At 73.6% G+C, this 24,557-nt stretch carries 24 protein-coding genes; 11 read left to right on the plus strand and 13 right to left on the minus strand.

What is annotated here, in order from left to right; all coding sequences use genetic code 11:
- Positions 1–12: 12 nt before the first annotated feature.
- From ACERM0_RS08945 to ACERM0_RS08955, 3 genes are read right to left on the minus strand one after another with little or no spacing between them, the layout of a single operon-like run.
- The gene (locus ACERM0_RS08945) at positions 13–732 is read right to left on the minus strand and encodes a hypothetical protein (RefSeq protein WP_373678228.1); all 720 of its coding nucleotides are present in this window, start codon (positions 730–732) and stop codon (positions 13–15) included.
- The gene (locus ACERM0_RS08950; protein ID WP_373678229.1) at positions 733–1,443 is read right to left on the minus strand and encodes a hypothetical protein; all 711 of its coding nucleotides are present in this window, start codon (positions 1,441–1,443) and stop codon (positions 733–735) included.
- Positions 1,440–2,399, minus strand: coding sequence for an ABC transporter ATP-binding protein (locus ACERM0_RS08955; RefSeq protein WP_373678230.1), 960 nt, complete (start codon positions 2,397–2,399; stop codon positions 1,440–1,442). Before ACERM0_RS08955 ends, ACERM0_RS08950 begins: the two co-directional genes overlap by 4 nt.
- A 126-nt stretch (positions 2,400–2,525) precedes the next feature.
- On the opposite strand from ACERM0_RS08955, the gene ACERM0_RS08960 reads away from it, so the two are divergent.
- The gene (locus tag ACERM0_RS08960; protein ID WP_373678231.1) at positions 2,526–3,200 is read left to right on the plus strand and encodes a TetR/AcrR family transcriptional regulator; all 675 of its coding nucleotides are present in this window, start codon (positions 2,526–2,528) and stop codon (positions 3,198–3,200) included.
- Here the strand turns inward: ACERM0_RS08960 and ACERM0_RS08965 are convergent.
- Together ACERM0_RS08965 and ACERM0_RS08970 are read right to left on the minus strand one after the other, a co-directional pair.
- Positions 3,148–4,686 carry an aspartate aminotransferase family protein gene (locus ACERM0_RS08965; RefSeq protein ID WP_373678232.1) on the minus strand — a complete coding sequence of 513 codons (1,539 nt, stop codon included), beginning with the start codon at positions 4,684–4,686 and terminating at the stop codon, positions 3,148–3,150. The two genes, ACERM0_RS08960 and ACERM0_RS08965, sit on opposite strands and share 53 nt — an antisense overlap.
- Positions 4,683–5,510 carry an RNA polymerase sigma factor gene (locus ACERM0_RS08970; protein WP_373678233.1) on the minus strand — a complete coding sequence of 276 codons (828 nt, stop codon included), beginning with the start codon at positions 5,508–5,510 and terminating at the stop codon, positions 4,683–4,685. The genes ACERM0_RS08965 and ACERM0_RS08970 overlap by 4 nt, the downstream gene beginning before the upstream one ends.
- A 148-nt stretch (positions 5,511–5,658) precedes the next feature.
- On the opposite strand from ACERM0_RS08970, the gene ACERM0_RS08975 reads away from it, so the two are divergent.
- Positions 5,659–6,165, plus strand: a complete 507-nt coding sequence (locus ACERM0_RS08975) for a MarR family winged helix-turn-helix transcriptional regulator (protein WP_373678234.1) — start codon at positions 5,659–5,661, stop codon at positions 6,163–6,165.
- 83 nt (positions 6,166–6,248) lie between these two features.
- Positions 6,249–7,907 (plus strand): methylmalonyl-CoA mutase, encoded by a 1,659-nt coding sequence (locus ACERM0_RS08980; RefSeq protein ID WP_373678235.1) that lies wholly within the window; start codon positions 6,249–6,251, stop codon positions 7,905–7,907.
- On the opposite strand, the gene ACERM0_RS08985 is transcribed toward ACERM0_RS08980, so the two are convergent.
- From ACERM0_RS08985 to ACERM0_RS09000, 4 genes are all read right to left on the minus strand, one after another.
- Entirely contained in the window at positions 7,883–9,931 is a 2,049-nt protein-coding gene (locus ACERM0_RS08985) for a chloride channel protein (RefSeq protein ID WP_373678236.1), read from the minus strand. The two genes, ACERM0_RS08980 and ACERM0_RS08985, sit on opposite strands and share 25 nt — an antisense overlap.
- Positions 9,932–9,968: 37 nt before the next feature.
- Positions 9,969–11,225 carry an RNA polymerase sigma factor gene (locus ACERM0_RS08990; RefSeq protein ID WP_373678237.1) on the minus strand — a complete coding sequence of 419 codons (1,257 nt, stop codon included), beginning with the start codon at positions 11,223–11,225 and terminating at the stop codon, positions 9,969–9,971.
- Positions 11,226–11,245: 20 nt separating this feature from the next.
- Positions 11,246–11,668 (minus strand): YciI family protein, encoded by a 423-nt coding sequence (locus tag ACERM0_RS08995; RefSeq protein ID WP_373678238.1) that lies wholly within the window; start codon positions 11,666–11,668, stop codon positions 11,246–11,248.
- 133 nt (positions 11,669–11,801) lie between these two features.
- Positions 11,802–12,203 (minus strand): pilus assembly protein CpaE, encoded by a 402-nt coding sequence (locus ACERM0_RS09000; protein ID WP_373678239.1) that lies wholly within the window; start codon positions 12,201–12,203, stop codon positions 11,802–11,804.
- Positions 12,204–12,311: 108 nt separating this feature from the next.
- On the opposite strand from ACERM0_RS09000, the gene ACERM0_RS09005 reads away from it, so the two are divergent.
- A complete protein-coding gene (locus ACERM0_RS09005; RefSeq protein WP_373678240.1) occupies positions 12,312–13,121 on the plus strand; it encodes an SDR family oxidoreductase in 810 nt (269 codons plus the stop codon).
- Positions 13,122–13,150: 29 nt separating this feature from the next.
- On the opposite strand, the gene ACERM0_RS09010 is transcribed toward ACERM0_RS09005, so the two are convergent.
- Complete coding sequence (locus tag ACERM0_RS09010) at positions 13,151–13,798, minus strand: DUF3105 domain-containing protein (RefSeq protein WP_373678241.1); 648 nt, start codon at positions 13,796–13,798, stop codon at positions 13,151–13,153.
- Between the two features lie 130 nt (positions 13,799–13,928).
- On the opposite strand from ACERM0_RS09010, the gene ACERM0_RS09015 reads away from it, so the two are divergent.
- The gene (locus ACERM0_RS09015; protein ID WP_373678242.1) at positions 13,929–14,075 is read left to right on the plus strand and encodes a hypothetical protein; all 147 of its coding nucleotides are present in this window, start codon (positions 13,929–13,931) and stop codon (positions 14,073–14,075) included.
- Between the two features lie 10 nt (positions 14,076–14,085).
- Here the strand turns inward: ACERM0_RS09015 and ilvC are convergent, their stop codons facing one another.
- Positions 14,086–15,096 (minus strand): ketol-acid reductoisomerase, encoded by a 1,011-nt coding sequence (ilvC, locus tag ACERM0_RS09020; RefSeq protein ID WP_373678243.1) that lies wholly within the window; start codon positions 15,094–15,096, stop codon positions 14,086–14,088.
- Between the two features lie 292 nt (positions 15,097–15,388).
- On the opposite strand from ilvC, the gene ACERM0_RS09025 reads away from it, so the two are divergent.
- Both ACERM0_RS09025 and ACERM0_RS09030 read left to right on the plus strand, forming a co-directional pair.
- Positions 15,389–16,537 carry a lipid II:glycine glycyltransferase FemX gene (locus ACERM0_RS09025; RefSeq protein WP_373678244.1) on the plus strand — a complete coding sequence of 383 codons (1,149 nt, stop codon included), beginning with the start codon at positions 15,389–15,391 and terminating at the stop codon, positions 16,535–16,537.
- Between the two features lie 5 nt (positions 16,538–16,542).
- The gene (locus tag ACERM0_RS09030) at positions 16,543–17,463 is read left to right on the plus strand and encodes a sulfotransferase (protein WP_373678245.1); all 921 of its coding nucleotides are present in this window, start codon (positions 16,543–16,545) and stop codon (positions 17,461–17,463) included.
- A 46-nt stretch (positions 17,464–17,509) separates the two neighbouring features.
- Here the strand turns inward: ACERM0_RS09030 and ACERM0_RS09035 are convergent, their stop codons facing one another.
- On the minus strand, positions 17,510–19,177 hold the full coding sequence (locus ACERM0_RS09035) for a PucR family transcriptional regulator (RefSeq protein WP_373678246.1): 1,668 nt from the start codon (positions 19,175–19,177) through the stop codon (positions 17,510–17,512).
- A 143-nt stretch (positions 19,178–19,320) separates the two neighbouring features.
- Here ACERM0_RS09035 and ACERM0_RS09040 point away from each other — a divergent pair, with 143 nt between their 5' ends.
- The 4 genes from ACERM0_RS09040 (at position 19,321) to ACERM0_RS09055 (ending at position 23,723) form a co-directional block, all read left to right on the plus strand.
- The gene (locus ACERM0_RS09040; protein ID WP_373678247.1) at positions 19,321–20,424 is read left to right on the plus strand and encodes a ring-opening amidohydrolase; all 1,104 of its coding nucleotides are present in this window, start codon (positions 19,321–19,323) and stop codon (positions 20,422–20,424) included.
- Positions 20,425–20,694: 270 nt separating this feature from the next.
- Positions 20,695–22,155 carry a uracil-xanthine permease family protein gene (locus tag ACERM0_RS09045; protein WP_373678248.1) on the plus strand — a complete coding sequence of 487 codons (1,461 nt, stop codon included), beginning with the start codon at positions 20,695–20,697 and terminating at the stop codon, positions 22,153–22,155.
- 204 nt (positions 22,156–22,359) lie between these two features.
- Positions 22,360–23,361 carry a PAS domain-containing protein gene (locus ACERM0_RS09050; protein ID WP_373678249.1) on the plus strand — a complete coding sequence of 334 codons (1,002 nt, stop codon included), beginning with the start codon at positions 22,360–22,362 and terminating at the stop codon, positions 23,359–23,361.
- Entirely contained in the window at positions 23,358–23,723 is a 366-nt protein-coding gene (locus ACERM0_RS09055) for a response regulator (protein WP_373678250.1), read from the plus strand. The genes ACERM0_RS09050 and ACERM0_RS09055 overlap by 4 nt, the downstream gene beginning before the upstream one ends.
- Before the next feature lie 5 nt (positions 23,724–23,728).
- Here the strand turns inward: ACERM0_RS09055 and ACERM0_RS09060 are convergent, their stop codons facing one another.
- The gene (locus tag ACERM0_RS09060) at positions 23,729–24,484 is read right to left on the minus strand and encodes an NAD-dependent deacetylase (protein WP_373678251.1); all 756 of its coding nucleotides are present in this window, start codon (positions 24,482–24,484) and stop codon (positions 23,729–23,731) included.
- Positions 24,485–24,557 lie beyond the last annotated feature (73 nt).

Consider the following 24,557-nt stretch of genomic DNA (forward strand, 5'->3'; position numbering starts at 1 on the left):
CCACGGGCTCGGTCACACCGCCCGCCGCAGCAGGCGTCGGGTCGCCAGCCATCCCAGCACGACCAGTTGCGCGCAGCCGACGAACAGCAGCGGCCAGAGCGATCGCCCGTCCGCGGACGCCAGCAGCGTCCACACCGGGAACGCCGTGGGCAGCACCCCGAACGGCCACACCAGCGTGCCCGGCAGCGCGACCGCCAGCACGGGCAGCGCCAGCGGGAGGGTGAGCGCCTTCGTCACGGCGATGCCCTCGAGGCGGTCGCCGGCCAGTGAGCCGACCAGCAGCGCCACGACCTCCGAACAGCCGGCCGCCAGCACGCCCGTGACCAGCACCCCGGCGACCGCCACGCCGCCGTGGAGGAGCAGGGCGAGCACCGTCACCACGCCCCCGATCGCGGCTGTCCAGGCGCCGCGGACGACGAGGTAGGTCCGCAGTCCCGCCGGTGACACCGCGACCGCCGGCAGCACGCCGCTCTCGCGGTCCTCGAGCAGCAGCAGCCCGGCCATCGTGCCGGCGAACAGCGGCAGCGCGACCGCGGCGATGAAGGCCATCACGGCTGGCCGGTAGGGGCGCAGGTCGAGGTCGTAGGCGCCGGCCAGCCACCCTTCGACCAACGGGACGCCGACGACCAGCGCACCGATCATCGCGACCGGCGCGAGCAGCAGCAGACGCAACATCGGGTCGCGGCCCAGCGCCCGCAGGTCCGCGGCGGCGAACGCCGTCGTCGCGCCCACCTAGAGCCTCCCCGCCCGCAGCAGGTCACGGGAGACCCGCACGACGGCGAGACGCCCGAGCACGACCGACGTGACGACGGCGCCCAATACGGCCGCGACCGTCGCCGTGGGCGAGGGCAGCGGCCCGCCGACCCCGGCCCGCAGCAGCAGGTAGGGGCCGTGGGTCGGGCTCAGCCACCCGCTCCACGACGGCAACCATCCGGCGGTCACCACCAGGGGGAGCGCCGCGGGCAGCAGCGGGCCCTGCAGGCCGAACAGGTAGCCGGTGACCGTCGCGGCGCGCGCCACGACGACCAACGCGAACAGCAGCACCGGCACCGACAGCAGCAGCACGCCCGCGAGCAGGGCGGCCCAGCGCACCGTGCCCGGGCGCGCCACCACCACGATGACCGCGGTGGCGGCGAGCGCCAGCACGGTCAGCGAGGCGACCTTCGACGCCACGTACGTCGCCGGCCGCACGGGTGCGACGGCCAGCGCCTCCAGGCTGCCCTGCCGCCGTTCGATGAGCACCATGCCGCCGAGGAACAGCAGGCCGACGATGGCGGCGTCGAGGTACAGAGCCGGTGCGGCGAGGTCGGCCCGGATCGTCGGAGGCAGCGCCGCCAGCAGCCCGGCCCAGGTGGCGGTGACGACCGCGACGGCTGCGACGACGCCGTGGCGGGCGAGCAGCGTGGCGTCCAGGCGCAGCAGCGGTACGAGCGTGCCCGTCACGGCCGCGCCCCTCCTTCCGGCGCGGCCGGCGGCCGCGGTGCCGTCTCCGGGGCGGCGTCGAGCTGCTCGCCCGTGAGGCGGACGAACAGGTCCGCCAGCGACGGCTCGGTGGTGTGGACGGTGGCGACGTCCGGCCGTCGCAGCAGGGCCAGGAACGCGGGATCGTCCCCCGCCCCGGCCAGCGGTCGGGCGAGACGGTCGCCGCGGGCGGTGGTGACCACGATCGAGCGGTCACCGGCGGCCAGCGCGAGTTCGTGCGGCGGCCCGTGGGCCACGAGCCGTCCGTGGGCCAGCAGCGCCACCCGGTCCGACAGGGCCGTGGCCAGGTCCATGTCGTGCGTGGTCAGCAGGACCGCCGCGCCGCGGTCGCGCTCGGCGGCGACGACCTCGCGGACGAGCGCCGCCGAGGCGGGGTCCAGCCCGCCGGTGGGCTCGTCGAGGAACAACACCTCGGGGCGGTGCAGCAGGGCCCGGGCGAGATCGAGACGCACCCGCATCCCCTTCGAGAACGACGTCACGCGCTGGTCGGCGGCGTCGGCGAGGCCGAGCCGACCGAGCACCTCCACGGGGTCGCGGGCGTCGCCGCGGCCGCCGAGCGCGGCGAAGAACGCCAGCTGCTCGCGTGCGGTGAGCTTCGGGAACAGGGCCGGCTGCTCGAACGACACGCCGATGCGGATCCGGTCGGCGGGGCGCAGCCGGGTGGGCTCGACACCGAGCACCTCGCGACGTCCCGTTCCGCCGCGCAACCGCCCGGTCAGGAGCTGTTGGGTCGTGGACTTGCCGGCGCCCGACGGGCCGAGGAAGCCCAGGATCTCGCCCGGCGCGACCGTGAACGACAGCCCCTCGACGGCCGGCTGACGGGCGCGCGGGTAGGTGAAGCCCAGCGCCTCCACCACGATCGCCGGCGCGCCGGTGGCGGACGGGGTCGTCACGGTGGTGGCCTCGGCGGCGGACATTGGCGGCTCGGCGGGGGACGGGAACGTGCCACGGCGGCAACGTCGGGAGGCGACGACCGGCACCGTCGCACGGCATGGCAGTCAGTGTCAAGTGGCATTCTGTGACAGCGATGCTAGGGTGCCGGTATGGACGCCCACCTCCCCAGCACCGACCTCGCCGCCGACGAATCCGCCAGCAGCGACCGCCGCCAGCGCAACCGGCGGCGCACCCGCCGGGCGCTGATCGACGCCGCCCTCGACCTGTGCGTGCGCGACGGCTTCGACGCCGTGTCCGTGGAGCGGATCGCCGACGCGGCCGGCGTGTCGCCACGGACGTTCTTCCGCTACTTCCCGACCAAGGACGAGGTCCTCTTCGCCGACTACGAGCAGGAGTTCGACGTCTGGTCGCAGATCACCGCGAACCCCCGGGCGGGCGAGACGCTGCTGGACACGATCCGGCGCGGCACCCACCAGGTCGCGGCCGACTACCTCGACCGCCAGGCGCACTGGGACCGGTGGTTCGACCTGGTCCGGGGCGATCCGCGGCTGCAGCGACGCTTCCTCGAGTCGCGCGCGCGGCTGCAGGTCCGGGCCGCGGCGGCCATCGCTGGGCTCCTCGGCCTCGACGTCAGCCGCGACCCGCGCCCGCTGGCGATCGCGGCGGCCGCCATGGCCGTCACCGACGCCGCCATCCGCCGCTGGGACGCCGACGGCCGCACCCGCCCGCGGGGTGAGGTGGTCGACGAGGCGCTCGACGCGCTGCTCGACCTCAACCCGCTGCTGGCTGCGCCGGTCCGGGCGCCGAGCGACGGAGCACGGTGAGCTCGCGGTCGAGCACCTCCAGCGTGTGCCCGAGCCGTTCCTGCGTCGTCCGCAGGTTGCCCAGCGCCAGCCGCAGCACGTAGCGGCCCCGCAGTTCGGTGTGCGACAGGTACGCCTCGCCGCCGGCGTTGACGCGCGCGAGCCAGCCGCGGTTGAGCTCGCGCAGTTCGTCCTCGTCGGCGCCGGCGAACCACGACGGCGCCGCACGGAAGCAGACCGTCGACAGGGGCGTGGGCGCCATCAGCTCCAGATCGGGGTGGTCCGCGACCCACGCCGCGACCTGGCGTGCCTGCGCGACGTGGTCGCGGATGCGCGCCGCCAAGCCGTCCGCGCCGAAGTAGCGGATCACCAGCCACAGCTTGAGCGCCCGGAAGCGGCGGCCCAGCTGCACGCCCCAGTCCATGTAGTCGGTCACGCCCTCGTCGTCGGTCGTCAGGTACTCCGGGACCAGGCTGAACGCGCGGGTGAGCAGCTGCGGGTCGCGAACGAACAACGCCGAGCAGTCGATCGGCGTGAACAGCCACTTGTGCGGGTTCGTGACGAACGAGTCCGCACGGTCGACCCCGTCGAGGACGTGGCGCAGCTCGGGGCAGATGGCCGCCATGCCGCCGTAGGCGCCGTCGACGTGCAGCCACAGCGGATGGCCGAGCTCCTCGACGAGGCGGTCGCGCAGGTCCGCGATGGCCGGGACCGGGTCGATCGAGGTCGTCGAGGTGCTGCCGACGGTCGGGACGATCGCGATCGGCCGGTACCCGAACCGCACGTCCTCGCGGATGGCCTCTTCCAGCGCCGTGACGTCCATGCGGAAGACGTCGTCGACCGGCACGGTGCGGACACCGTCGCGACCGAGCCCGAGGGTGATCGCGGCCTTCTCCACCGAGGAGTGGGCGTGCTCGGAGGTGTAGACGCGCAACAGGGGCACGTCGGGGCGCCCGGCCAGGCCACGCTGTCGGATGTCGAGGTCGGCCTGCTCACGGGCGGCCGCGAGCCCGAGCAGCGTCGACATCGAGGCGGTGTCGCTGATGATCCCCCGGAAGTCCCCGGACAGCCCGAGCAGCTGCCGCAGCCAGTCCAGCGTCAGCTCCTCCAGCTCGGTTGCCGACGGCGAGGTGCGCCACAGCATGCCGTTGACGTTCAGGGCCGCGGTCAGGGCCTCGCCGAGGATGCCCGGCCCGGAGCCCGTGATCGCGAAGTAGGCGTGGAAGGCCGGGTGGTTCCAGTGCGTGATGCCGGGCAGCAGGACCGCGTCCAGGTCCGCCAGCGCGTCCGCGAACGGCTCGGGAGCGGCCGGCGGGGCGGCGGGCAGGGCCGCGCGTACCTCTCCGGGGCGCACCTGGGCCAGCACCGGCCGGTCCCCGACGCCGGCCAGGTAGTCGGCGATCCACTCCACGACCTCGTGGCCGTGGCGGCGAAAGGCCTCCGCGTCCATGTCGCCGAGGCCGAGCTGGGCGGGGTCCAGGGATCCGTCCCGGTCGGCGGCGCTCACGGGCTGTCGCCCGTCTCCGCGCCGCCCCCGTCGGGATCGGCGGGCGGCTCGGGCTCCGTCGGCGGCTCGGTCGGCTGCGGCTGCGTCGTCGGCTCCGGCGACGGCTCCGGCTCGGCCGTCTCCTGCGGCGGCGGAGGTGCCGAGGTGGGCGAGGGCGCCGGTGCCGTCGTGGCGGTCGTGGTCGGGGTGGGCGTCGGCGTCGCGGTGGCCGTCGGCTCGGGCTCCGCCGTCGGCTCGGCCTCGACGGTCGGCTCCTGCGGCGCGGCAGGTTCGGCCGCGTCGTCGGACACGCTGGGGAACGTGAAGGTCGGCGTGGGCTGGACGTCGTCCTCCGGCTCCACCTCGACGGCGGCCTCGTCCACGATCGGGTGGGCCCGCAACTCCTCGGTCGCGCGTTCCGGCGTCTCACCCGCCAGCACGACCAGCGTCGGGACCAGCGCCGCGAGGGCCACCAGGCAGGCGACCAGCGCCACCCGGCGCAGGCCGGTTCGCTGCGGCCGCCGGCGTCCCGGCCAGGCGGCGACGAGGCTGGCCCAGATCGCGTCCCGCTCCTCTTCGCGCAGCGGGACGATCGGGTCCGGGACCGTCTCCACGCCGGCGATGTCGAGCAGCCACGTGCGCACGGGGACGTCGGGGTCCATGCCCGGCAGCTCGGCCAGGGCGGTCATGAACACGTCGCGCGTGGCCACGATCGGGTCGGGCGCGTCGGCGACGGCACTGCGCACGGCCGGACCGTGACGGTGGAGCAGCACGGCGAAGGCCGGGGCCCACCCGGCCTGGGCTGACGCCATCAGTTCCGCGTCGGTGCGGTCGCCGTAGCGCACGGTGGCTCCCGGACGTCGATGGCCGCGAGCGTACCGCCGGACGGACACCGTCTGGTGCTGGCGTGCCCGTCCGCGACCGAGCGCACGCGCCGGGTGCCTAGGCTGCCGGCGCCGCTCCCGGCGGGTCGCGACGAGGAGGCAGGGCGGTATGGAGGATCCCGGCACCCGGCTGGCGTTCGACCCGATCGCCGAGGCCGAACGCAACTGGCGGGCGCACGGCTGGCCGGCCCCCGCGGCGATGGCCGCCGTGACCTCGATCACCCGTGCCCACCAGATCCTGCTGCGCCGCGTCGACGAGGTGCTGCGTCCGCTCGGACTGACGTTCGCCCGCTACGAGGCGCTCGTGCTGCTGCACTTCTCCCGCGAAGGGGAGCTGCCGCTGGGCAAGATGGGGGCGCGGCTGCAGGTGCATCCGGCGTCGGTGACCAACGCCGTGGACCGCCTGGAAGCGGCGGGCTACGTCCGCCGCGCGGCGCACCCGACCGACGGCCGTACGACGCTGGCGAGGATCACCCCGACCGGTCGCGAGGTGGTGGAGACGGCGACGGCCGCACTCGGCGAGATCCGCTTCGGGGCCGCCGGCCTGGACGACGCGGCCGCCGCGCGGGTCACGGACGAGCTGCGGGCCATGCGCGAGGCCGCCGGCGACTTCTGACCAGCCTGCCGGGACCGGCGTCGGGTGGCGGAAGCTTTGACGTCCAAGTACTTTTCCCTCGGAGCCCCCGGGAGGAGCCGTCGATGTCGTGGCAGGAGCAGTACGAGCGCTGGAAGTCGGCCTACGAGCGGGCCGGTGAGCGCGACGCCGATTTCACGACGCTGTCCGGCATCCCACTCGAGCCGCTGTACGGCCCGCACAACGTGTCCCTCGACCCCGAACGCATCGGGTACCCGGGCGCCTTCCCCTACACCCGCGGCGTGTACGCCTCGATGTACCGGACCCGCCCCTGGACGATCCGGCAGTTCGCCGGCTTCGCGGACCCGGGGGAGACCAACAAGCGGTTCCACGACCTGGTCCAGGGGGGCCAGCACGGCCTGTCGGTCGCATTCGACATGCCGACGCTGATGGGGCTGGACTCCGACGACCCCCGCTCCGAGGGCGAGGTCGGTCACTGCGGGGTCGCGATCGACACCGTCGCCGACATGGACCGGCTCTTCGACGGCCTGCCGCTGGGCGAACTGACCACGTCAATGACCATCAACGCGCCCGCGGTCACCTTGTTCTGCATGTACGCGGTCGCGGCCGAGCGGCAGGGCTGGAGCCTCGCCGACCTCGGCGGGACCCTGCAGACCGACATCCTGAAGGAGTACATCGCGCAGAAGGAGTGGCTCTTCCCGCCCGAGCCCCACCTGCGCCTGATCGGCGACCTGGTCGAGTTCTGCACGCGCGAGGTGCCGCGCTACCACCCGGTCTCGATCTCCGGCTACCACATCCGCGAAGCCGGCTCGACCGCGGTGCAGGAGCTCGCCTACACGCTCGCCGACGGCTTCGCCTACGTGGAGCTCGGCATGCAGCGCGGCCTGCACCCCGACCAGTTCGTGCCCCGTTTCAGCTTCTTCTTCGACGCGCACATCGACTTCTTCGAGGAGATCGCCAAGTTCCGCGCCGGCCGGCGCATCTGGGCCCGCTGGCTGCGCGAGCGCTACGGCGCGACCGCGGAGAAGGCGATGCTCATGCGGTTCCACACCCAGACCGCCGGCGTGTCGCTCACGGCCCAGCAGCCGGACAACAACATCGTGCGCACCGCCATCGAGGCGCTGGCGGGCGTGCTCGGCGGGACCCAGTCGCTGCACACCAACGCGCTCGACGAGGTGCTCGCGCTGCCCTCCGACCACGCCGCCAAGGTCGCGCTGCGCACCCAGCAGGTGATCGCCGAGGAGACCGGCGTCACCAACGTCATCGACCCGCTCGGCGGCTCCTGGTACGTCGAGTGGCTCACCGACGAGATCGAGCGCCGCTGCGAAGAGGAGTTCGCCCGCATCCTCGCGCTCTCCGCGGACGAGACGATGCTGGGCGGCATCCTGCGGGGCATCGAGGACGGCTACTTCACCTCGGAGATCGCCGACGCCGCGTTCGAGTTCCAGAACCGGATGGAGAAGGGCCGGTTCAAGATGGTCGGCGTCAACGCCCACGTCGACCGGGACGACGACGAGCTGGAGATCCTGCGCATCGGCGCCGAGGTGGAACGCGGTCAGGTCGAGCGACTCCAGCGCATCAAGTCCGACCGCGACCCGCACCGGCTCGAGGCCGCGATGGAGCGTCTGCGGGCGGCGGCCGACGGCGAGGAGAACCTCGTGCCGCTCATCATGGACGCGGTCCGGGCCGACGCCACGGTGGGCGAGATCTCGCGGCTGCTGCAGGACGCCTGGGGCAGCTACTCGGAGACGCCCCGGCTCTGAGCCTGCTCCGGGGCGGCGAGCTCGCGCAACTCGTCGCTGCGGCCGGTGAGCACCACCAGTTCGTCGCCGTCCTGCAGCAGGGTGTCACCGGTCGGCACGACCACCTCGCCGTTGCGGCGGACACTGGTGAGCACGCTGCGTTCCGGCCAGGCGACCTCGCGAACGGCCCGGCCCGTCAACGCCGAGCCGGGTTGCAGTACCACCTCGACGAAGCCGACGCCGGCCAGGTCGCGCAGCCGCCCGGACGCCGCCCGCTGCTGGGCGCCCAGGCTGCGGGCGATGCCGCGCTGGTAGGCACGGACCACGTCCCCGCGGCGGAGCACGCCCACGACCTCGCGGGTCAGGGGGTCGACGACCGGCAGCCGGCCGACGTCGAGGCTGGCCATGCGGCGCACGGCCCGGAAGACCGGGTCCTGGGCCGTCACCGTCAGCACCTTGCGGGTGGCCAGATCCTGCGCCGTCGTGCCGGGCCGGGCGAGGTCGGAGCGCGACACGACCCCCACCAGCCGGCCGCGCTCGTCGACGACACTGACCCCGTGCGAGCCGCTGCTGGCGAAGTGGGCCCGCAACGCGTCGGCCGAGGTCGTGGCCGGCACGACGTGGCCCTCGGGCGCGGACATCACCTCGCCGACCGTGACGGTCTGCAGCACGTCGAGTTCGTCGATCTGGCCGTACACGACCCCGCGCTGGCGCAGCTGGTGCAGGTACAGCGAGTCCCAGCCGAGCAGTTCCGTGACGAACATGGCGATCCCGACGGCCAGCATGAGCGGCAGCACGAGGTCGTAGCTGCCGGTCAGCTCGAAGACGATCAGGATCGCCGTCAGGGGCGCACGGGCGGTCGCCGCGTAGACGGCCGCCATGCCGACCAGCGCGAACGCTCCGGACTGGACCAGGTCGGCGCCGAGGAACTGCGCGGCGACGATCCCGAACGCCGCCCCCAGCGCCGCGCCGGTGAACAGCGTGGGCGCGAACGTGCCCACCGCCGACCCGGACCCCACGGCGAACAGGGTCGCCAGCAGCTTGGCCCCCGCCAGGGCCAGCAGCAGCCCGGCGGCCGTCCACGACGTACCGAAGCCGCCGTCGAGCATCGCCTGGATCGGCTCGCGGAAGCCGTCGATGCCCGGCAGGTGCGAACCCTCACCGAGGACCTCGGGGAACACCAGAGCGACCAGCCCGACGCCCAGGCCGCCGAGGGCGACGGTGAACGGCACGCCGATGCGGGACCGCACCCGGGCGAACCGACGGCGGGCGACGTCCTCGCCCCGTCGGAACCCGAACGCGACCACGACGGCCGCCAGGCCCAGGCCGGCGTACAGCAGCAGCTCGGCCGGCGCACCGAGTCCCAGGCCGCTGCTGGCCTGGAACAGCGGCAGGCTCTCGCCGACCAGTTGGCGGGCGGTCACGGCGCTGACGACCGACGCGACCACCACGACCTGCAGGGAGCCGGCCCGGCGGATGCCACCCAGCAGCAACTCGATGGCGAACAGCATCCCGCCGATCGGGGCGTTGAAGGTGGCGCCGATACCGGCGGCCGCGCCGGCCGCGACGAGCGAGCGCATGCGGTCGTCGTCGAGGCGGACGCCACGCCCGACGGCCGAGCCGATCGCGCCGCCGATCAGCACGATCGGTCCCTCGCGCCCGCCCGAGGCGCCGGTCCCCAGGGCGAGGCTGGTCGCCGCCGTGCCCGCCAGCGGGATGCGTCGGGACAGCTGACCGCCGCGGATGGCCAGCGACTCCATCGTCGGCACGACCCCGCCGCCGCTGCTCTCCGGGACGACCTTCCACACCAGCAGCCCCACGAGCAGGCCACCCATGGTGGGCACGACCACGATCTGCCATGCGGGCACGTCGGGGGACCAGGCGACGCGCTGGACGAGCTCGATCCCGCTGATCAGCAGCCAGACGACCACGCCGGTGCCGAAGCCGGTGGCCGCCCCCAGGCCGAGCATGACGGGTTCCATCGCACCCGGGCGATGCAGCCGTCGCCGCAGCGCCGCCAGCAGCTCACCCAGTTGCTCACCCATCAGAACGTGGCGTCCCTCGCCTCGAGGTGCCGAGACGCTACTGCGCGGGACCCGTGGTGTGCGATCCGGCGAGTGCGTCCGCCTTTCCATGCAGGACGGCACGCTCGCGCTCGTTGCCGGCCAGCTCCGCGGCCGCGCGCAACTGCGCGCAGGCCTCCTCGACACGTCCGAGCCTGGCCAGCAGCTCGCCGCGTACGCTCGGCAGGAGGTGGGAGCCGGCCAGGGTGCCCTCGGCGGCCAGCCGCTCCACGATCGGCAGGGCGTCGGCCGGTCCCGTGGCCATCGACACGGCCACGGCTCGGTTGAGGTCGACGACGGGGCTCGGGGCCAGCCGCCCGAGCGCCTCGTAGAGCAGCACGATGCGGTCCCAGTCGGTCGAGGCGACGCTGGGCGCGACCGCGTGACACTCGGCGATGGCCGCCTGCAGGGCGTAGCTGCCCCGACCGCGGCCGAGGGCGTCGACGCGGCGCAGCGCGGCGCGTCCGCGTTCGATCTGGACGCGGTCCCACCGCGAGCGGTTCTGGTCGGCGAGCAGGACCGGCGACCCGTCGCGCGCGACCCTGGCGGCGAATCGGGCTGCCTGGAACTCCATGAGCGCGACGAGCCCGTGCACCTCGGGCTCGCTCGGCATCAGCCCGGCGAGCACCCGGCCGAGCCGCAGTGCCTCGTCGGCGAGCTCGGTGCGGATCCAGCGGTCACCGCGGGTCGCGGCGTAGCCCTCGGTGAAGATCAGGTAGACGACCCCGAGCACGGCCCCGAGCCGCCCGCCCCACTCGTCGGGTTCGGGCGTGACGATCGGCACCCGGGCGGCGGAGAGCGTGCGCTTGGCCCGGACGATCCGCTGCTGCACGGTCGGGACCGGCACGAGCAGCATGCGGGCGATCTCGTCGGTGGTGAGCCCACCGACGAGGCGCAGCGTCAGCGGGATCTGGGCCTCGCGCGACAGGACGGGATGGCAGGCCGTGAAGACCAGCCGGAGCACGTCGTCGTCGATCGGCTGCCAGTCGTCCTCGCGGGCCTCCTCGAGCTGCTGCGCGAGCACGCGGTAGCGCTCGTCGAGGCGTGCCCGGCGCCGCCAGCCGTCGATCGCCCGGCGCTTGGCGACGGCCGTGAGCCAGGCGCCCGCGTTGCGCGGGACGCCCGACTCCGGCCACTGGCGCAGCGCGTCGACCACGGCCTCCTGCGCGAGGTCCTCCGCCAGGCCGACGTCCCCGGTCATCCGGGCCAACGTCGCCACGATGCGCGGGCCCTCGATCCGCCAGATCGCGTCGATCCGGCGGCGCACGTCGGACACCGGCCCCGTCCCGTGCGCCGTCACTTCGTGCCGAGCTGCTCGCGCCAGCCGGCTTCCTTCTGGACGTACTCGTTGTCGGCGTAGGCCTCGAAATCGGCCTCGTCCGTCACGCGGCGCACCTCGAGCTTGCTGCCCGGCCCCAGTGGCGCGCGGCTCGCCCACTCGGCGGCTTCCTCCTTGCTGGCGACCTGGAGGATCCAGAAGCCGCTGAAGAGCTCGTGGGTCTCGCCGTACGGGCCGTCGGTGACGATGGGACGGTCCGCCTCGAAGTCGACGACGAACCCGTCCTCGGGATCGGACAGACCCTCACCGGCCAGCAGGACGCCGGCCTTCATCATCGATTCGTTGTAGGCGCCCATCGCGTCGATGATCTGCTCGAAGTCGAGCTCGGTCGCCGCGGCCTTGGCCTCGTCGGTGGTGCGCAGGATCAGCATGTACTTCATGGTGGTTCCCCTCGTGCGGGTCGAGGCCGCCGGTCGCGACCTTCTACCACCACGTCGAATGGGTCCAGGGCAGATCGACACGGGCGAGAAAGAAGTTCGGTGCCAGGTCGGTCGCCGTGGCCCCGGGCCCTTCTCAGCGGCCGGCCAGCACCTGCAGCAGGGCGTCGGCGTACGCCTCGGACGCCCCTGGAGCCGCCACTTCGACCAGCTGCCGGCCGACACGGACGGTGCAGCGCCAGCCGTCGTCGGCCCGGACCAGGGACAGCAGGGACTCGCCGAGCGCCTCGCGCAGCTGCGACTCCCGCGGCAGCCAGATCGCCTCGGCCTGCTCGATCGCGTCGAGCGCCCACTCCGTCGTGCCGTTGAAGGCGATCAGGTGTCCGGCCGGTGCGGCACGCACCTCCACGACCATCTCGGAGATGGTGAACACCTCGTCGTCCATGCCCCGGTCGGGCAGCACGAAGCGGTCGCCGTCCTGGGGTAGCCAGGCGAGGCCGGCGTCACGCAGGCGGCGGGCGGTGGCGATCGAGATCACGCGGCACGGTCCTCGTCGGGCGAGCGGAACGGTAGGTCATGGTGCCGGCTCGTGGCCCACCGTCGTCAGCTGCGATGCTCGCGGCTCCCGTCCTTCGGAGTCGCTGCCGTGCCTGTCCTCGTCACCGGGGCCCACCGCCCGCTGCCCCGCCGGATCGCGCTGCGGTTGCTGCGGGAGGGCGGCGAGGTGCGTGCGTTCGCCGACGGCGACACCTCGGCGCTGCGGACGGCCGGCGCATTCGTCGCGACCGGCACCCCCGACGACGAGGGCCGCCTCGAGGCAGCGCTGGCCGAGGTGCACACCGTGGTCCACGTCGGTGGCGGCCTGCTGGGGCGGGACGCCGACCGGGACGTGGCTGCGGCGGAGGTCATGACCCGTGCGGCGACCAACGCCGGGGTGCGGCGGATCATCGTGCTGTCGCTGCCCGGCGCCGCCCCGCAGGCGGACGAGCCCTACCGCCGTGCCCGCGGCCGCATCGAGGAACTGGTCGAACACGCGCCGTCGCCGAGCATCGCGCTGCGCGTGTCCCTGCTGGACACCCCCGCCGTCCGCGACGCCCTGGCCACGGCCGGCCTCGGCCCGCGCCATCTGGACACCCCGGTCGCGCCGGTGGCGGTTGACGACCTGGTCGAGCTCGTCGCCGCCTTCGACCGGGCGCGCTCGCGGGCAGGGACCGGGCACCTGGTCGTCGGCGCGGACGGTCCGGTGCGCCTGTCGCTGGGGGAGTGGTTGGACCGGGTCGGGGTCGCCCGGCCCGGCCGTGGCTCGCTGGTCGGGCGGCGGCTCGCCGACCCGACACGGGCACCATTGCTGGCCGACGCGATCGGCGCCGGCCCGTGGTGGAGTGCGCCGCCGGCGGTCCTCGACGGCTGGCAGTTCGCCGGACTGCACCCGCGACCACCGGCGGTCGTGGGCTGACCTCGCCCGGCCGGTCGCCCCGCCCGGGATCAGCCGACGCGCTGCAGCACCCGCCCCACGTCCGGCGCGAGGTGGCCCTCGGGGGCTTTGCCGGCCCGGCCGAAGTGGTCCAGCAGGAACCCGTCGGCGAACGCCTCGTCGAAGCGCTGACAGTCCGCACCGACCAGCCAGCCGCGCAGCGCGAGCGGCGCCGACAGCGGCGCGTCCGTGAACGGCGCGACGATCAGCCCACCGCCGGCGCGATTGGCCAGTCCCGCGCTGTTGCGGTCCTCGGCCCAGTCCTCGAGCGCCGCGACGTCCGGTTCGGACAGCGCGTCGGGGTCGTACCACGCCACGACGCCACCGTGTTCGAGGTTGTGGACGGCGGCGCGTTCGTCCACCGCGCCGCGGTAGACGCCGACGGCCAGCCAGGAGCCGAAGTGGGCGCCCGAGGCCGGCGGCCGCTCCGCGTACAGCTCGTCAGGATCCGGCGCGCCGGCCTGATCGAGGTGGGCGGCCCCGCCCTCCGGCGCGCGCTCGTCGACCGTGCAGCCGGCGTCGTTCGCGCCCGCCGCGGCCGCTTCGGCGTCGATGGTGCGCGTCGCCGAGCACCCCGCCACGGCGGCCAACGCCAGCACCAGCGTGCCCACGCCCAGACCCCGCCGTGCCCCCCGCACGGCCACCCTGCCCCAACGCATCCCGCCACTCCCTCGTAGCCGGCGCGCAGCCTAGTGAGCGGCCCGGTGCCGCCCTGTCCGCATGCCCACGTCGGGCGCAGGCCGCCTCCCCGCCGGCCGGTTAGCGTCGACGGGCGACGAGGAGGCTTCCATGCGACGGACGACCGGCGTGGCCCTGACGGCCGCCGCGGCCCTGGCGGTGGCCGGGTGCGAGACCACCAGCGAGGAGCCCGGCCCGGAGCTGGGCGAGCTGGACGACTCGGCGATCGAACCGACCGACCCGCCCGAGGACCCGTGAGGCCGTCCGCCTACTCGAGCTCTTCGGTGGGCGTGTCGATGAACGGCATCATCTGACGCAGTTGGCGGCCGACCTGCTCGATCTGGTGGTCGCGGCCGGCCTTGCGCATGGCCGCGAACGTCTCGCCGCCGCCCTCGATCTCCGCGACGAACCCCCGGGCGAACGTGCCGTCCTGGATCTCGGTCAGGATGTCCTTCATCGCCGCCCGGGCCTCGTCACCGATGACCCGCGGCCCGGACACGTAGTCGCCGTACTCCGCGGTCGTCGACACGGAGTGGCGCATCCAGGAGATGCCGCCCTCGTACATCATGTCGACGATCAGCTTGAGTTCGTGGAGGCACTCGAAGTAGGCGGCCTCCGGCTGGTAGCCCGCCTCGACCAAGGTCTCGAACCCGGCCTGCACGAGGTGGCTGACGCCGCCGCACAGGACCGCCTGCTCGCCGAAGAGGTCGGTCTCGGTCTCCTCGGCGAAGGTGGTCTGCAGCGTGCCGGCGCGCGTCAGCCCCAGGCCGGCCGCATACGACTTCGCCAGCTCCAGGGCGTTGCCGGAGGCGTCCTGGTGCACCGCGACCAGGCCGGGCACGCCCTGCCCCTGCTCGTAGGTCCGGCGGGCGATGTGGCCGGGCGACTTGGGCGCGACGAGGAACACGTCGACGTCCTCGGGCGGTGCGATGAGGCCGTAGTGGACGTTGAAGCCGTGGCCGAACACGAGCGCCTTGCCGGCCGTGAGGTGCTGGGCCAGGCCGTTCTCCCACATGCCCTTCTGATGGGTGTCGGGCGCCAGGATCACCACGACGTCGGCCTCGGCCGCGGCGTCGTTGGTGTCCAGGACACGAAGCCCCTGCTCCTCGGCGCGCGTGCGCGAGGACGAGCCGGGACGGAGGCCGACGCGCACGTCCACCCCGGAGTCGCGCAGGTTGAGGGCGTGCGCGTGGCCCTGGCTGCCGTAGCCGAGGACGGCGACCTTGCGCCCCTGGATCAGGGAGAGGTCGGCGTCCTGGTCGTAGTAGATCGTGGCCATGAGTGCTCCTGGGGATGACCGGCGGTGTCGGCGGCGCGCCGCAGCCTACGGGTGGTGCGCGCAGCGGCCACAAACGGCCCCCCGACGCCGTGCGGGTTCCGGTACCCCGCGAGCGCCCCGGCCCACCGGGTCTCGGTCGACGGTCCGCCTCCCGCGAGGTGGGGACAGCTGCCCCTGTGAGCGCCGCGGAGGCCGGCAGGACGCTGCGCTTCGTGGGACGAGGTCCCGCCGACGCGACGAGGCGGACGGGGAACGTCGCGGCGAGGCAGCACCGACCGAGCGACGATGCCGAATGGATGCTCCAGCGTCACCACCCCCTGCCACCGACGCGTCGGCCGACCGGCTGACCCTCTCCACCGCACGACAGGATCCGGCCTGGGACCGCTTCCTGCAGCAGTCCGGGGCCAGTCACACGCAGAGCGCCCTGTGGGGGGAGGTGAAGGCGGCGCTCGGTTGGCGCGCCGCGCGGGTGGTCGCCCGCCGGGGCGACACGATCGTGGGCGGTGCCCAACTGCTCATCCGGCCCGTCGCCGGCCTGGGCGCGATCGGTTACGTGGCCAACGGGCCGGTCCTCGCCGCCGACGACCCGGCCCTGGTCGGCGCGGTGCTGACGGGTCTGCGGCGGGCGGCCCGGCGTCTGCGGGTGCAGCACACCACGATCCAGCCCCCGCTGCACGGCGACGCGCTCGCGCGGACCATGCGGGAGCGTGGGTACCTGGTGAGCACCACCCGCGTCACCCCGCCGGCGAGCGTGCTGCTGGACTGCACCGTGGGGCGTGACACGCTGCTGGCCGCCATGAACCCCCGCACCCGCTACAACGTCCAGCTGGGCGCCCGTCGCGGTGTCGTCGTCCGTGAGGGCGACAGCGACGACCTCGACGTCTTCGCGCGGTTGCTGGAGGCCACGGCCCGCCGTCAGCGCTTCACCGCGCTGCCCGGCGACTACTTCCGAACGATGTGGGAGATCCTGCAGCCGTACGGCCACGTGCGGCTCACGTTGGCCGAGTACGACAGCGAGGTCGTCGCCGCGCAGCTCGCGGTCGTCTTCGGCGGCACGGTCACCAACAAGATGAGCGTGTGGTCGGGCCGTCACGGCAAGCACCGCCCCAACGAGGCCCTGCAGTGGGCCACGATCCAGTGGGCCGCGGAGCAGGGCCACCGCTGGTACGACCTCGAGGGCATCGACGTGAAGGCCGCCAGGGCCGTGCTGGCAGGGCGGCCGCTGCCCGAGCGGGCGCACCAGTCCGTCACCTCCTACAAGCTCGGGTTCGGCGGGCGGGTCGTCGTCCTGCCCGACGCGTACGACGACCTCTACAACCCGCTGCTGCGGACCGCCTACGGCTGGACCTACCCCCTGGTCCGCGACCGGCGAGCCGTCCGGCGGCTCGTCAAGCAGGTCCGCAGCCGCCCGCGCCGCCCGTCCGCCCCGGCGCCGTCGTGACCGGGGTGCCGACGACCGTGCTGTTCATCGCCGGCAGCGGCCGCAGCGGCACCACGCTGCTGCAGAACGTGCTCGGCCAACTCGACGGGTTCTTCGCGGCCGGCGAGCTGCGCTACCTCTGGGACCGCGGCGCCGTGAAGGACCGGTTGTGCGCCTGTGGCGAACACTTCCATGCCTGCCCGACGTGGCAGTGCGTCCTCGCCCGCGCCTTCGGCGGCCTGGAGCCCGAGCACGCCCGGCGGACGGCAGCCGCCATCGAGACCTTCCGCATCGCCCACCTGCCCAGGACGTGGCTGCCGGCGACACGGCGCCGGGAGCTGCGACGGCTCGACGGGCTGCTGGCCGATCTGCGCCGGCTGTACGCCGCGATCGTCGACGTGACCGGCTGCCGGGTGATCGTCGACTCCTCCAAGAACCCCGCGTACGGCTACCTGCTGGCGCAGGCGGGTGTCGGCGAGCTGGCCGTGCTGCACGTCGTCCGCGACGCCCGCGCCGCGGCGTTCTCGTGGGGGCAGCGCAAGGAGTTCGAGCCCGGCCACCTCATGCGCCGGCGTTCGGCGGCCACGGCGGCGGTCGAGTGGGACGCGCACAACCTGGCGACGGAGGCGTTCCTGGCCCCCGCCGCGACGCGCTTTCGGCGACTGCGCTACGAGGACCTCGTGGCGCGGCCGCGCGAGGAGCTGACCGCCGTCGTGGACTGGTTGGGGCACGGGACCGTGCCGCTGCCGCTGCGTTCCGACCACGAGGTCGAGCTGTCCGAGCGGACCCACGCCGTCTTCGGCAACGCGTCGCGGTTCCGCGACGGTGCGGTGCCGTTGCGGCGCGACGACCGCTGGCGCACGCAGATGCGCCGCCGCGACGTGGTGACGGTGTCCGCGCTGACCGGCCCGCTCGGCTCCCGCTACGGCTACCCGCTCTCGCGCTGAGCGTCGCGGGGGCCGCGGCCACGGCGTGCACCCGCCGCCGTGGCCCTCAGCCGTCCTGGCGCAGTCGGAGGATCAGCAGCGCAAGCTGGACGTCCAACCGGCGCCGGGCATCGGTCATGAACGGCCCCAGGATCGACTCGAGCTTCTCGATCCGGTAGCGCAGCGTGTTGTAGTGGAAGTGCAGGCGACGGGCGGCCTCCGCCACGTTGCCGCCCGTGTCCAGCAGCGCCTGCAGCGTGCGGCGCAGGTCGCTGGTCGTGTCCGTGTCGTCGGCGAGTTCGCCCAGCACCTCGCGGGCGAACGCGTGCAGTTCCTCGCGGTCTTCGACGAGGGCCAGCAACCGGTAGGCCCCGAGGTCGTCGAAGTGCGTGACGGCCCCGCGGCCGGCGATCTCCCGGCCCAGGGTCACGGCTCGCGAGGCCTGGTCGTAGGCCTGCGCCACGTCGCGCACGTCCTCGACCGGGCGGGACAGTCCGGCGGACACCGTGGCGCCCGCGGCCCGCCCGGCCCGCTCGACCAGTTCGCCGACGAACGCGCGCGCCTCGGCCCGGCCGTCGGCGGCGCTGCCGTTGGCGGGCGGCTCGAACGCGGCCGTCAGCACGACCACCTCGGAGCTGAAGCGGACCACCGCGGCGCGCGGATCACGTTCCAGGATGGGGCCCCGGATCGTGGAGGCCAGCGGCGGGCGGCGGCCGGTGTCGTCGGGGCGCTCGACGCCCGGACGCGCGTCCAGGCGCAGGACCAGCGCGATCAGGCGGCGGTCGAGGTCCCAGCCGAAGCCGGCCGCCCGGCGCAGCACGTCGTCGGGTTCGTCGACACGGCGCAGCAGGTCGTGGACCAGGTCGGACTGGTACTTGCTCTCGACCGCCTGCACCTCCATCCGCTGCGTGAGGACGAGCGCGGCGACGGTCGCGGCCGACTCCAGCGCCAGCAGGTCGTCGGTCCGTCGGCCGTCGGGGGGCACGGCGACGACGTGGCCGTGCTGGCGGGGCCCGGCGACGATGGGCACGGCCACGCACGGCAGCAGTTGGCCGGCGATCCGCAGGTGCCGGTCGTCCTGGGCGATCGAGACGGTGGCGTCGGCGGCGAGCGGGTCCGGCAGCGGCAGGTCCTCGAGGCGGGCCGCCCCGAGCAGCCGGCCCTCGAGGTCGACGACCACGGCCGGGCTCTCCACGAGTGCGGCGAGGTCCTCCGCGATCCGCTGCACGCCCTCGCCACGCAGGACCACCTGCAGGAAGGCCCGGTGGATCCGCTCGGCGCGCGCGAGCCGCTGCGCCTGCGAGTCGAGCATCGTGCCGAGGACGTCGTTCAGGATGTCGTCGAACGCCACGCCCTCGGGCAGCCGCACGATCGGGAAGTCGCGGGCGTCGGCGACCGCGAGCACCTCGTCGGGCAGGTCGTCGAGGTAGCGCCCGAGCTTGAGGCCCAGCCCCGCCAACCCGCGGTCGTCGAGGTCGGCGACCAGTTGCGGCAGCGCCTCGGGCCGCTCGCGCAACGGGTAGCCCGTCGTCAGCAGGAATTCGTCGGGCTTGACGAACGCCAGGACGTCGGGCACTTCCATGACGTTCAGGCGGGTCACGGTGCGATCCAACCCCCGCTCGCCTGCCAGCACGGTCGCGCCGGCGAGCACGGGGGTGGTCAGCACCCCGCGCAGGGGGAGCGCCGAGCGGGTGGCGACGGTCGCGGCCGGGGCGGATTCGTCGACGCGAGGCATGGGCGGACTCCCGGGACCGTGGTGGTTGGCAGGTGACGCTAGCGAAGGTGCGGCCCGGTCGTCGGAAGTTCACATGTCAAGGCCCAGGGCACGCGACTAGCGTCGTGCGACGACGCCCCCAGTCGTGCGAAGAGGAGCCAACCATGCCGTTCGAGGTACGCAAGGTCGAGATCAAGAGCGTCACGGACGCCTCGGGCCTCGCCGAACTGATCGACGACGGGGTGTTCGCCGCCGACGACGTCATCGCCGTGATCGGCAAGACGGAGGGCAACGGCGGCGTCAACGACTACACCCGGATCCTGGCAGACCAGGCCTTCCGCGGCGTGCTGCTCGACAAGGGCAGCCGCTCGGAGGACGAGGTCAAGGAGATCCCGATGGCGTGGTCGGGCGGTTGCGACGGGGTCATCACGCCGCACGCCACGGTCTTCGCCCGCGTGCCCGACGACCAGGGGGTCGACACCGACGAGAAGCGTCTGTCGGTCGGCATCGCGATGTCGGACGTGCTGCTGCCGGAGGACATCGGGCGGCCGGCGATGGTGGAGAAGGTCGCCGAGGGCGTGAAGCGGGCCATGGCCGAGGCCGGCATCACCGACGTCGCCGACGTCCACTACGTGCAGACCAAGACGCCGCTGCTGGTCCTGGAGACCATCCAGGACGCCCACCGCCGCGGCGAGACCGTCTACACCGAGGACACGCTGTACTCGATGGACATCTCCAACGGCACGACGGGCCTGGGCATCGCGTACGCGCTCGGCGAGATCGACCGGGTGCCGGACCCCGAGGAGATCGGCAAGAACCACGACCTGTTCTCCTCGGTGGCCTCCTGCTCCTCGGGCGTGGAGCTCGACCGGGCCCAGATCGTGGTGGTGGGCAACGCGCCCGGCGCGCGCAGCCGCTACCGCGTCGGCCACGGCGTCATGAAGGACGCGATCGACCAGGACGGCATCTGGGACGCCATCCGCAGCGCCGGGATCGAGCTGCCCGAGCGCCCGCACCACAGCGACCTCGACGGCCGGCTGGTGAACGTGTTCCTCAAGTGCGAAGCCGACCCGCGCGGGGAGGTCCGCGGCCGACGGCAGCTGCCACTGGACGACTCCGACGTGCACCACCACCGCCAGATCAAGGGCGCCGTCGGCGGCGTCACCGCCGCCACGGTCGGGGACACGGCGGTGTTCGTGTCCGTCGCCGCCCTGCACCAGGGACCGCTCGGCGGCGGCCCCGTCGCGGCGATCGTGCGCGCGGACTGACCGCGTCGAGCCCCCGGCCCCGTCGCAGGGCGCCAACTTCGACCAAGTTCGACCGGAGGCATCGGCACAATGTGCCGATGCCTCCGTCGTGTCGAGGTTCCTAGGTTTCGCGGGCACTCGGCCGGACACTGGCCGAAAGGGGAAGTACCGTTCCACGGGCGGCGGGGCGAATCGGGAGAAACGGACATCGCCGTCCCAAGGGGGGAGTGTGTCACCCGGCACACGCGGGTCGCGAGCAGCGGCCGGAGACGACCGCGAAGGAGAGGGAACATGAGCGCAGAGGCGCCCTCACGCCCCAACGGGCTGAACTACGGACTCGACGACATCCCGAAGCCGTTCCCGAAGGCACTCGGCCTCGGGTTGCAGCACGTGCTGACCATGTTCGGCGCCACGATCGCGGTGCCGTTCATCCTCTCACCGTTCCTGGAGTTCGACGGCGGCCAGCTGGCGATCCTGATCAGCTCGGTGTTCATCTGCTCGGCCGTCGCCACGTTCCTGCAGGTGCAGTTCGGGTCACGGCTGCCGATCGTGCAGGGCGTGTCCTTCGCCTTCCTCGGCCCCTTCATCGGCCTGGCGTCCACCTACCAGGGTGTCGACGCCATGCGCTACATCGCCGGCGGCATCATGGCCGGCGCCGTCGTGGAGATGATCGTCGGCTTCGGCGGCATCGGCGGGCTGCTGCGGCGCTACGTGACGCCGATCACGATCGCGCCGGTGATCGCGTTGATCGGTCTGTCGCTGTTCGACGCCGCCACGTTCAACTCGTCACTGAACTGGTGGGTCGCGCTGAGCACGCTCGGCGTGATCTTCGTGTACTCGCTGATCCTGGCGCCCCGCGTCCGGATGTTCTCCCTGTTCCCGATCCTGCTGGCCGTGCTGACGGTCTACGCCGTGCTGCTGGTCATGTCGCTGGCCGGCGCCATCCCGGAGGACAGCGCCGCCTTCGTGTCGTTCGGGGCGGTCGGAACCACGCCGTGGATCCGCGGGCTGGTCCCCGGTGAGGGGGGCATCTTCCTGCCCTGGGGCTCGCCGCTGCTGCCGCCGCTCGGCTTCATCTTCGCCATCCTGGCGGCCTACCTGGCCTCCACGATCGAGTCCTTCGGCGACTACCACGCCGTGTCGCGCATCGCCGGCGCCGGCGACCCCGACGCCCGCACCATCAACCGCGGCATCGGCTTCGAGGGCGTGGGCTGCTTCTTCACCGGGCTCCTCGGCGGGTTCTCCTCGACCTCCTACAGCGAGAACATCGGCCTCGTGGGGCTGACCAAGGTCGCGAGCCGCTTCGTCGTGCTGCTCGGTGCCGGCTTCCTGCTGGTCTTCGGTCTGGTCGCCAAGGTCGGTGCGGTGATCGCCTCGATCCCGACCCCGATCGTCGGTGGCGTGTACCTGGCGCTGTTCGGCCTGATCGCGGCCGTGGGCCTGTCGAACCTGCGCCGGGCCGACCTGGACTCGCAGCGCAACCTGATGATCGTCGGGTTCCTGCTGTTCATGGGCCTGGTCGTGCCCAACTACTTCAACAACTACGTCGGCGAGGACTGGTCGCTGTTCGGCATCGACCTGCTGACCAGCATCGTGCAGGGCATCGGCAGCTCCGGCATCGCCGTCGCGGCCATCCTCGGACTGCTCCTGGACAACCTGATCCCCGGCACCGACGAGGAGCGTGGCGTCGGCGTCTACGACCTCGGGACCAAGGCGCCCGTGATCCCGCCGGAGGACATGCGCGGCATGTGACCCCGCCGGCGTCCCACCACCCCCGGGGCCGCGACCGTCATGGTCGCGGCCCCGGCCGCGTCCTGGAGCGCGAGCGGTGCACGGCCGTGTCGCGTCCTCCCCTCGAACGGGGCCGACACGTCGCAAACCGCGGCCGGCGTCCGACCCTCCGCGTTACGCTCCGACGACGTGGCCGTCCGAGGCCACCCGAGGCCAGGCCGGGGGTTGGAAGAGATCGCCGAGGCGGCGACGGCGCTGTTCCACGCGCTCGCCGACGGAGCCGCCGTGTTCGAGCTGCTGCCAGGGGGCGACGACCTGCGCGTCGTCGTGGCCAACGCGGCCGCGGCAGCCGTCTTCCAGCTGCCCGAGGCGCAACTGCGAGGTCGCCTGGGTAGCGAGCTGTACCCGCCGGACGAACTCGCCGACGTGCTGCGACGTGCCCGTGACACGCTCGCGGCGGGCGGGCCGGTCAGCTACCGGGCCGTCCGCGAGCAGCCGTATGGCCGCCGCGTCGTGGAGGCGACGATGATCCCGTTCGGTCGCGAGCGGGTCGTGGTCCACGGCCGCGACATCTCCGAGCGCGCCGAGGCGCTGCGCCGGCTCGACGAGCTGGAGCGCCTGGCCGACATCGGCAGCTGGGGCTGGAACGTCGCCGACGGCACCGTGACCTGGTCGCGCCAGTACCGCCGCATCCTCGGGATCGCCGACGACGAGCCCGCCTCGATCCCGCGCGTGCTGGACCTGGTCCACCCCGACGATCGCGACCGCGTCCTCGGCCGCATCGACGTGGTGGGGTCGGGACGCGACATCGTGCGGGGGATCACCTACCGCATCGTGCGCCCCAGCGGCGAGGTCCGCGTCGTGCAGTCCCGGGGCGAGGTCGTCACGGATGCGGACGCGCGCCCGGTCCGCGTGTTCGGCACCATGCAGGACGTGACCGAGCAGCAGCGGGCCGAGCAGGCGTGCCGGCAACTCGATCGGGCGCTCGCGCGACAGCGGCAGGCGCTGGAGCTCAACGACAACGTCGTGCAGGGCCTCTCGGCGGCATGGCTGGCGTTCGAGCTGGGACAGCACCAGGAGGGCATCGACCTCGTCCAGCGCACCACGCTCGATGCACAGGGGTTCATCAGCCGCCTGTTGCGCGAGGCCGCCGAGGACGAGCCGCTGCAGCCGGGCGCGCTGGCCCGCGTCGCACCCGCCAACGTCGACCACCCGGAGGGCGGATGAGCTGGCGTCTGGTGCTGGCCGACGACGACGCGACCCTCCGGCGCCTGCTGCGGCTGCTGCTCGAACGCGACGGACGGTTCGAGGTCGTCGGCGAGGCCGCGGACGGTCGCGAGGCGCTGACGGCGCTGACGGAGACCGACCCCGACCTGCTGCTGCTCGATCTGGCCATGCCGAACATGGACGGCCTCGAGGTGCTGGCGGAACTCGACGGGACCGACCGTCCGGTCGTCGTCGTGCTGACGGGGTTCGCCGAGGACGACCTGTGCCGACAGGTGCTGTCGCTGGGCGCGCGGGCGTGCCTGCAGAAGGGCAACGACTTCGCGAGCCTGACCGAGCGGCTGGCCGCCGCCGTGGCGGCCTGACGCGACTACGGGCGGAGCCGGTCGGCCAGCGCCGGGAGCCAGTCGACGAGGTCGTCGGCGACGACCGCGTCGGCGACGCGGTCGTACGGCGTCGGTTCGGCGTTGGCGATCACCAGCCGGGCACCGGCTTCCAGGGCGGTGCGCGGCAGCAACGCCACGGGATGCACGGTGAGCGAGGTCCCGAGCGCGAGGAACACCTCGCAGCCGATCGCGGCCTCGTGGGCCCGCTGCAACTGCCCGGGGTCCAGGGACTGGCCGAACGAGACCGTCGCCGCCTTCAGCAGTCCGCCGCAACGCTCGCAGTGCGGGTCGTCGTCGCCCGCGGCGACCCTCGCCAGCACGTCCGGCATCGGTCGGCGGTCGCCGCATTCGAGGCACCGGGTGAACCGGTTCGTGCCGTGCACCTCGACGACGCGTGCGGGGTCGCTGCCGGCGTCCTGGTGCAGGCCGTCGGTGTTCTGCGTGACCAGCACGTCGAGGTGGCCGAGGCGTTCGAGGTCCGCGAGCGCCACGTGTGCCTCGTTCGGGCGTGGCCGCAGGTGGGCGTCGGCGGCGCGCTGCCGCCAGAGGTCCCGGCGCGTGTCCGGCTCGGTCAGCCAGACGTCGATGCTCGAGCGGCGCTCCGCGGCGGGGTCCCGGGTCCAGACACCCTGCGGCCCGCGGTAGTCGGGGATCCCGGAGGCCGTGGAGACGCCGGCGCCGGTCAGTGCAACGACCCGGCGCGCGGTGCGGATCCACCCCGCGACCTCGTCGACATCCACCGCTTTCGTCGCCTTCCCGCGTCCGCGTCGGGCGCACGGTAGGCGCCGGCCCCGCGGGCTGCAGATCCGGCAT

Source organism: Egicoccus sp. AB-alg2 (assembly GCF_041821065.1).
GTDB lineage: Bacteria > Actinomycetota > Nitriliruptoria > Nitriliruptorales > Nitriliruptoraceae > Egicoccus.